This is a genomic window from Synechococcales cyanobacterium T60_A2020_003 (genome assembly GCA_015272205.1).
Lineage (GTDB): Bacteria > Cyanobacteriota > Cyanobacteriia > RECH01 > RECH01 > JACYMB01.
Genome location: JACYMB010000254.1, coordinates 1 through 7,961, shown reverse-complemented (window position 1 = coordinate 7,961; position 7,961 = coordinate 1). Strand labels below are relative to the sequence as shown.

8 protein-coding genes and 1 pseudogene are annotated in these 7,961 nt (G+C 52.1%); 7 read left to right on the top strand and 2 right to left on the bottom strand.

The annotated features are described in order from the left end of the window. Positions 1–43 precede the first annotated feature (43 nt). The 7 genes from IGR76_12720 to IGR76_12690 all read left to right on the top strand — a co-directional run bounded on the left by IGR76_12720 (position 44) and on the right by IGR76_12690 (position 5,261). Positions 44–295, top strand: coding sequence for a hypothetical protein (locus IGR76_12720; protein MBF2079344.1), 252 nt, complete (start codon positions 44–46; stop codon positions 293–295). A gap of 30 nt (positions 296–325) precedes the next feature. Next, on the top strand, positions 326–745 hold the full coding sequence (locus IGR76_12715; protein MBF2079343.1) for an NAD-binding protein: 420 nt from the start codon (positions 326–328) through the stop codon (positions 743–745). Between the two features lie 118 nt (positions 746–863). Beyond that, positions 864–1,280 (top strand): XisH family protein, encoded by a 417-nt coding sequence (locus IGR76_12710; protein ID MBF2079342.1) that lies wholly within the window; start codon positions 864–866, stop codon positions 1,278–1,280. Next, complete coding sequence (locus IGR76_12705; GenBank protein MBF2079341.1) at positions 1,268–1,612, top strand: XisI protein; 345 nt, start codon at positions 1,268–1,270, stop codon at positions 1,610–1,612. Before IGR76_12710 ends, IGR76_12705 begins: the two co-directional genes overlap by 13 nt. Before the next feature lie 89 nt (positions 1,613–1,701). Continuing rightward, on the top strand, positions 1,702–2,724 hold the full coding sequence (hpnH, locus tag IGR76_12700) for an adenosyl-hopene transferase HpnH (GenBank protein MBF2079340.1): 1,023 nt from the start codon (positions 1,702–1,704) through the stop codon (positions 2,722–2,724). Positions 2,725–2,754: 30 nt separating this feature from the next. Then, positions 2,755–4,143 (top strand): aspartate aminotransferase family protein, encoded by a 1,389-nt coding sequence (locus tag IGR76_12695; protein MBF2079339.1) that lies wholly within the window; start codon positions 2,755–2,757, stop codon positions 4,141–4,143. Between the two features lie 8 nt (positions 4,144–4,151). Beyond that, on the top strand, positions 4,152–5,261 hold the full coding sequence (locus IGR76_12690; GenBank protein MBF2079338.1) for a sulfotransferase: 1,110 nt from the start codon (positions 4,152–4,154) through the stop codon (positions 5,259–5,261). Positions 5,262–5,272: 11 nt separating this feature from the next. Here IGR76_12690 and IGR76_12685 read toward each other — a convergent pair. Together IGR76_12685 and shc are read right to left on the bottom strand one after the other, a co-directional pair. Beyond that, positions 5,273–6,133: pseudogene (locus tag IGR76_12685) on the bottom strand (ferritin-like domain-containing protein). 1 nt (position 6,134) lies between these two features. Then, positions 6,135–7,961: squalene--hopene cyclase (gene shc, locus IGR76_12680; protein MBF2079337.1), on the bottom strand; the 1,827-nt coding region annotated here is incomplete at its 5' end.

Sequence of the window (7,961 nt, the reverse complement as noted above, 5' to 3'; positions counted from 1 at the left end):
GGCTGATGCTTAAGCGCCTTGCTGCCTCTCCTTGAGATCTCAAATGGGTTCTATAGGTCGTCGCGATCGCCCTTCCTTCTACCTGATTTTGTCCATTAGCATCGCCAATTCGCACCCGCTCTGGACGAATCATGAGGGTTACGCGATCGCCCCTCCGCCCCGTGAAGCCGATGAGATCGATGACAACGAGAACTCGGTGATCGTGGTTGGATTTGGTTGCTTTGGGCAAATTGTGGGACGGTTGCTGCTTGCTAATGGCTGTCGCATCACGGTGTTGGAACACAGTCCCGAATAGATTGATCTCCTACGACGGTTCGGTTGGAAAGTGTTCTATGGGGATGCATCTCGATTAGATTTGCTCTACGCCGCAGGGGCAGGTCAAGCCAAGTTGCTTGTTCTGGCGATCGACGATCATGAAAAGATTGAACAGATCGTGAATCTGGCACATAAACACTTTCCCCATCTTCGCCTTTTGGTACGGGCGGGCGATCGCCGTCATGCCTATTCTGTGATTCGTCAAGGGATAGATGTGATCACGCGGGCAACGTTTAGTTCGGCCTTAGATATGGGCGTTGAAGCGTTGAAACTGTTGGGTGTGCGTTCTTATCGGGCCGTACGAGCGGCACAGATGTTCAAGGCACACGATGAAGAGGCATTGCAGGAACAGGCGATGCTGGTTGGTAATGAGAAAGCTCTACCGGCGCGATCGCGCCAACTCTCGGAAGATCTGGAACAACTGCTTTAGTCGGATGATCGAGACTATCGAGAATTACGTCGCGATCGGGATCGAGCCTGGGATGTTTCAGCATTGCGTCAAGAGGAGTGATCTTCAGCCATCATGAGGCTGACTTATACTTGAATTTATGCCCAGACTAGATATTATCCACAACGCAGTAAAAAATGCACTGATTGAGGATAACTGGTTAATCACAGATAATCCTTACGTCATTCAATATCGAAGAACCGTGCTATGCGCCGATCTGGGTGCTGAGCGTCCGATTGCGGTTGAACGAAATGGACAGAAGTTAGTTGTGGAGGTAAAAAGCGTTGTTGGAGCATCCAAGATCCAAGATTTAAAAGAGGCTCTCGGTCAGTATGACATTTACCGCTATCTTCTAGAGGAGATAGCCCCAGAGCGAAAGTTGTACGTTTCTATCAGCAAAGTTACATACGACACCTTTTTTACGCAAGACGTGACTCAACTCATTCTCAATAAACATCAATTGCCAATCATTGTTGTCAACATAGGGAGAGAGGAAATCGTGCAATGGATAAATTAACGGAGTATCCAACGTTAATCAAGCGCATTTTGACTGAGTATGTAGAACTGAGTAACCGTCATCCCAACTCAGATATTGAAACGTTTTTAATTGTGGATGAGGCCAAAGCTCATTATATTTGGATGAACCTGGGTTGGCAGCATGGCGAACGCATAACTGGGATGACAGTTTATGTTCGGATTCGAGAGGGTAAGTTCTGGATTGAAGAGGATTGGACTGAAGAGGGTATCGCCACTGCTCTCATTCATGAGGGAGTTCCCAAAGAAGACATCATGTTAGCATTCCATGAACCCAAGATGAGGCAGTATACAGATTTTGCTGTAGCGTCGTAACACTCTCTGCCGAGGTTAAGCCAACTATATTGGCAAAACGTGCTAATAATCTTGTAAACGCGATTTTAATATCCGGGATTTGAGGAGACATGGGAATTCACCTTCAACAAGCTCTAGCCGTCGGACAATACCTAGTTACACAGCGCCTTAAGGGGCGTAAGCGCTATCCCCTGGTACTCATGCTGGAACCGCTGTTCCGCTGCAATCTGGCCTGCTCTGGCTGTGGTAAAATTCAGCATCCGACTGAGATCCTGAAGCAGAACCTATCGCCGGAAGAGTGTTTTGCGGCAGTGGATGAGTGTAAGGCTCCCGTAGTATCCATTCCCGGTGGCGAACCGCTGCTGCACCCCCAGATTGATGAAATTGTGCGGGGATTGGTCGAGCGGCGCAAGTTCGTTTATCTCTGCACCAACGGCATTCTACTGGAAAAAAGTTTGCATAAGTTTTCGCCTTCGCCCTATCTCACCTTCAGCGTGCATTTAGACGGACTGAAAGAGCTTCACGATCAGTGCGTCGATCGCAAGGGCGTATTTGATACCGCGATCAGTGCGATTCGAGCGGCCAAAGCTCAAGGATTTCGGGTCACAACCAATACCACTGTTTTTGAGGGCACTAACCCCAAAGATATCCAAGACCTGTTTGACTACCTCACAGAACTGGAGGTAGACGGCATGATGGTTTCCCCAGGCTACAGCTACGAATGGGCACCGGATCAAGAGCATTTCCTGAAGCGGGATCAAACGAAGGCTCTATTCCGAGAAATTTTCGCGCCGTTCCAAGCAGGGCAAAAAAACTGGTCGTTTAATCACAATCCCCTGTTTATCGATTTCCTGACCGGGCAGAAAGATTACGACTGTACGCCTTGGGGAAGTCCTAGCTACAGCGTTCTAGGCTGGCAGAAACCCTGTTATTTGCTCAATGAAGGCCATTACAAGACCTTCCAGGAACTCCTTGACAACACCGACTGGGATCAGTACGGGCACCGCAGCGGCAACCCCAAATGTGCAGACTGTATGGTGCATTGTGGCTATGAACCCACGGCCGCCGAAGATGCACTTCAACCCAAGAACATGATGCGATCGCTTGGTGGTGTGCTGGGTACAGCCCGTTAAGTTCTAGGACATTCCCCCCTACGTTTAGCCATGAACATCCTCGATCTGATTCAGCAACGACAGCGAGACAACTTTGCGCTGCATGAACAATACCTCAATCCCCAAATGGTGAACGTCCTGAAAACCATTGGGTTCGATCGCCACTATGTGAAAGCCGAGGGGTCGTATCTCTTTGACGATCAGGGCGATCGCTACCTCGATTTACTCAGTGGGTTTGGGGTCTTTGTGCTGGGACGCAACCATCCCACCATTGTTCAAGCCCTCCAGGATGTTCTCTCGGCGGATCTGCCTAACCTGGTGCAAATAGATGTGTCGGTGTTGTCGGGCTTGTTAGCCGAACGGTTGCAACAGCTCACCCCTCCCGGCCTTGACCGGATCTTCTTTGCCAACTCCGGCACCGAAAGTGTAGAAGCCGCGATTAAATTTAGTCGCTATGCCACCGGACGTTCCAAAATCGTCTACTGCCAGGGCGGATATCATGGCCTCACGATGGGGTCGTTATCCGCCACGGGCGATCCTCACTTTCGCCATGGCTTTGGCCCCTTTCTGCCGGACTTTATCGAAGTTCCCTTTGGCGATCTGGCGGCTCTGGAACAGGCGCTTTCCCGCAAAGATGTAGCCGCGTTCATTACCGAACCGATCCAAGGACATGGCGTTTGGATTCCAGAGGCAGACTACTTACCCGGAGCCGCTGCCCTGTGCCGGAAGCACGGCAGTCTCTTGATTGCGGATGAGGTGCAGACGGGCTTGGGACGCACGGGCAAGTGGTGGGCGGTAGAGCATTTTTGTGTAGAGCCGGATCTGATCTGCATGGCGAAGGCGTTGTCCGGTGGATTTGTGCCTGTGGGTGCGGTGGCCTGTCGTTCGTGGATTTTCGACAAGGTGTTTAACCGCATGGATCGGGCGGTGGTTCACGGCAGTACCTTTGGGAAAAATAACCTGGCGATGGCGGCGGGATTGGCTACCCTGGAGGTTCTGGAAAAGGAAGGGTGGATTGACCATGCGGCTCAGATGGGACGGCAGATTGTCGAGGATTTGCAGCCCCTCGTGGATCAGTATGAGTGCCTGAAAGAGGTGCGGGGACTGGGCATGATGATGGCCTTGGAATTCGCAGAACCCAAGAGTTTAACCCTCAAGCTGTCCTGGAAAATGCTGGAGACAGCAAATCGGGGTCTATTTTCCCAGATTATTACGGTGCCGCTATTTACACGCCATCGGATTCTCTCCCAGGTGGCGGGTTACGGCATGAACGTCGTGAAATTTATTCCGCCCCTGATTCTCAACGACGACGATCGCCGCTGGATTGTGGAGGGCGTAACCGATGTGGTCAGCGATGCCCATCGAATTCCTGGAGCGGCGTGGGACTTTGGGAAAACCCTGGCCACCCAGGCGATGCGAACTAAAGCGGGAGGCCGTTAGGGGCGTTCATGGCGAGTCTCTTTCATCCCCTGTGTGGCAGTATGCCCGGTACGTTGCTGAAGCTGCTGCGAGACAATGAGCCGATCGCCCCTAACCGAGTGCCCCAGGTAGCGATCGCCCTAGCCGTATCCCTCGCCCGCTGGCCTTTCTCAACCGCAGAGCGAGTGATGTTTAACCGGACACAGTTGCAGCACAAGCCGATGCCGGATCCGGTGTTCATTGTGGGCTACTGGCGATCGGGCACGACTCACTTACATAACTTGCTGGCGCAGTCTCCCCAGTTTGGATACATTACGCCCCTCGCCACAGGACTCCCCTGGGATATTTTAGGGATTGTGCACACTCTGGAACCGTTGCTAGAGCAAGCCCTACCCCAGGATCGCTACGTGGATAATGTAGCCGTCACGCCCACCTCGCCCCAAGAGGACTCCATTCCCCTCGCCACAATGGGCGCAGCATCCTACTATCACGGCCTCTATTTCCCCCAGCACTTTGAAACCCATTTCCGCAAAGAGATCTTTGTAGAGGATGAGGGAGACGAGATAGAGATCTGGCGATCGCTCCACCAGCACCTATTGCGAAAAGTCTCGATTCATCAAGGCGATCGCCCGTTGTTAATCAAAAATCCGGTCTACACGGGCTATGTTCGGCATCTCCGGGCATTATGGCCAAATGCTAAATTTATTCACATCTATCGCAATCCCTATCATGTTTTTCCCTCAACCCGTCACTTTTTCACCCGATTACTGCCGGAACTGGCTCTGCAATCCTACAACTGCGAACAATTACCGATTGATGCCTTGATTCTAGAGAGCTATCCCTATCTGATGGAGAGACTCAAAACAGACACTCTTGATCTATCGCCTAATCAATTTGCCGAAATTCGCTTTGAAGACTTGGAATCAAAGCCCCTTGAGGTGTTAGAGGGTCTCTTTACGCAGCTAAAACTCCCCGATTTTGAAACCGCCTCTCCCCACCTTAAACTCTATCTAGATAGCCTGAGAGGCTATCGCAAAAACGACTATGTTCTTGATTCAGAAACAATATCTCTGATCGACGCTCACTGGTCTGCCTACATTGAGCAGTGGGGATATCGCGCGGTTAACCCTTCGATTTAGGGATTGGGTGTCTACACGGAATCCGTCGCTAAGGGAGGCTTTCGTTGAGGAAGGAGACGGATCATTTTGAGTGCGCCAGAGGTGATCGCCGGAAGCAACATCGGTTTCAGGAGGCGATCGTCGTAAACACTCATGCGCTTTGCGTTTTCCTCTAGGCAAGTGGCGAGAAATCCGTCCAGGGTTAAATTCAGCTTCATGTCCCGTGCCCCGCTTGCCGTGAAGCCTTTCTTACTACTATTTTTCTGGGTTTTGCTCGTTCCCTGGAGTGCGCCCAAGCGTCGCTTTAGGGCACCGCTGTACTGCCACACCGAGTTGACACCGCTCAAAACGCCCTGACCCTGGTTTACCAATTGATAGCCCATCCAGTTGATAAAAAATACCATGTGACGGGCTTCTTCGTCCAGAATGGGGTCAAAGATGGTGAAAAAGTCTTCGGGCATCATGCCGACCTGCCGCACCAGACCAAACAAGCCGAAGGCAAAAAAGGAGTCAAAACATTCTCCGTAGCCAAAGTGGATAAAGGCTGGCTCAATATTTTTCGGGATCGTGTAGTCTCGCGTGGTGGGCAGGTCGATGTTGTAATGCTGAATGAACGATTCAATCAGCCGCGCATGACGCACCTCCTCCCGGGCTTGCAGGGCGATCGCCTCTCGAATTAAGGGATCATCGATCGTCGACGCAAAGGTTGCCAGCATCTCTCCGGCTCGCCGCTCGGTGTAGAGCGCTTCGTTCCAAAAGGGGATACCTTACAAGCGTTCTAGGGTCGCGCCATCAACCGATGGCCAGTGAATATCTTCAGGTTCATAGAGTCGATGACTTTCCAGAAAGCTGTTGCAAAATAACTGCTTGTGAGCCTCAGATCCAATTTTCATATCACGCGCCTCTTGTTGAATGAGTCTTCTCAGCATCAGAGATTGTCCGATATCGCCCCAACGCCATCAGCGGAAAATGATGACGATAAAGATGATAGCGAATATAGAAATGGCACGGGAAGCCCGTTCCAGTAAATTCCTGTTCTTCCCAGGTTCCCTCAGCGGTCTGGGTCTCTAAAAGATATTGCACCCCTCGCTGCATCGCTTGTTTCGCGGCGGCATCGGCACAAAAGGCCGCATCAATCAGTCCCAGCAACGCCCACGCCGTCTGAGAGGGAGTACTAACCCCCTTCCCTTTGAGTCGTGGATCGTTATAGCTGCGGCAAGTTTCACCCCAGCCCCCATCTGGATTTTGACAGCTCACCAACCAGGCGATCGCCCGTTCAATTTGGCTTCGGCAGCGTTCCGGTGCAACAAGGGTCAAAGCGGCCAGGGCTTCACTCGTCCCGTAGATATAGTTCACGCCCCAACGACCAAACCAACTGCCATCGGTTTCCTGTTCTTGGAGGAGATAGGTGAGTCCCCGTTCTAATCGTTGGGGGGTGAGATCGTCGGCATAGCGTGCCATCAGTTGCGAATCTCGCGATAGACGACCGTGCATCTCCAACACCCGCCCGGTAATGTCGGCAGTGCTGGGATCAATCATCGCTTTCAAATCCCCGTAGGGAATCGCATTCAGCCATTCCTGATCATTGTTGATATCAAACGCTGCCCATCCCCCGGTTTTGCACTGCATCGTGGCGATCCACCGTACCGCACGGGCGATCGCCTCTCGTTTCAATAGCTCATTGGGAAGCTGCACATCCTGCAACGCCATCGCCACGACAGCCGTATCGTCTACGTCGGGATAGAAGCGGTTATCAAACTCGAATGCCCATCCCCCCGGTTTACCCTTAGGGTTTTTAACGATCCAATCCCCATAGTCGAGGATCTGTTTCTCTAAGAGCCACTGCCCCGCCCTGACTAGGGTTGGATGATCGGGAGCCAAACCCGAATCCGTCAGCGATCGCATACTGAGAGCCGTATCCCAAACCGGAGACACACAGGCTTGTACCCAGTAGGTATCGTCGGTTTCTACGGCAAAGTTATCGATAGCGCGTAGACCTCGTTGCACAATCGGATCGTTGACGTCATAGCCCAACACCCGCAACGCCAGCATAGAATTGAGCATCGCCGGAATAATGCCACCCCAATCCCCCGTGACCTCTTGTCGTTCCAGTACCCACCGTTCTGCTTCACGGAGTCCCTCTTCACGAAACGGAACCAGGTTCAACGACTCTGCCCCCTTGAACACCCCGTCTAGCCACACAAAGAGATCACTCCAATCTCCGGCTTTGGGCAATTCCCAGCGGACATTGTTAATCCCCTCGGCGTAGAGTTCATCAAGGTTAACCGCAGGCTCGATCGGATAAACAGGCTTTTGATCAAACACGATCAGGAGCGGAACCGTGCTGCCCCGTGCCCAACTTGACAATTCGTAGATCGTAAAGGGAAAGGGATGTTTCAATAGCATGACCCAGGCGGGAATGGAGGGGAGTCCTCGCCAGTCGTAGCACCCAATTAAGGCCAGGTGGAGTTTCGTAAAGATGCGGGTTTTGCTAATGCCGCCACGACTGAGGATAAAGTCTTTGGCCTTCAACAATGCCGGATCGTTCGCCGGAACCCCCAATACTCGCAACGCCATGTACGCTTCAACCGAGGTACTGAGATCGCCGCCATCACCATAGAATAGTTCCCAGCCGCCATGATCCCGCTGATACGACCGGAGATACTGCTCTGCTTTGGTAATGGGGCGATCGCCATCCGTTCCCCAAATCTTGTGCAGCAG

Excerpts from the sequence above, each read along its gene's own strand:
- IGR76_12720 (MBF2079344.1), top strand. The coding sequence starts at position 44 with ATGGGTTCTATAGGTCGTCGCGATCGCCCTTCCTTCTACCTGATTTTG.
- hpnH (MBF2079340.1), top strand. The coding sequence starts at position 1,702 with ATGGGAATTCACCTTCAACAAGCTCTAGCCGTCGGACAATACCTAGTT.
- IGR76_12695 (MBF2079339.1), top strand. The coding sequence starts at position 2,755 with ATGAACATCCTCGATCTGATTCAGCAACGACAGCGAGACAACTTTGCG.
- IGR76_12710 (MBF2079342.1), top strand. The coding sequence starts at position 864 with ATGCCCAGACTAGATATTATCCACAACGCAGTAAAAAATGCACTGATT.
- IGR76_12705 (MBF2079341.1), top strand. The coding sequence starts at position 1,268 with ATGGATAAATTAACGGAGTATCCAACGTTAATCAAGCGCATTTTGACT.
- IGR76_12690 (MBF2079338.1), top strand. The coding sequence starts at position 4,152 with ATGGCGAGTCTCTTTCATCCCCTGTGTGGCAGTATGCCCGGTACGTTG.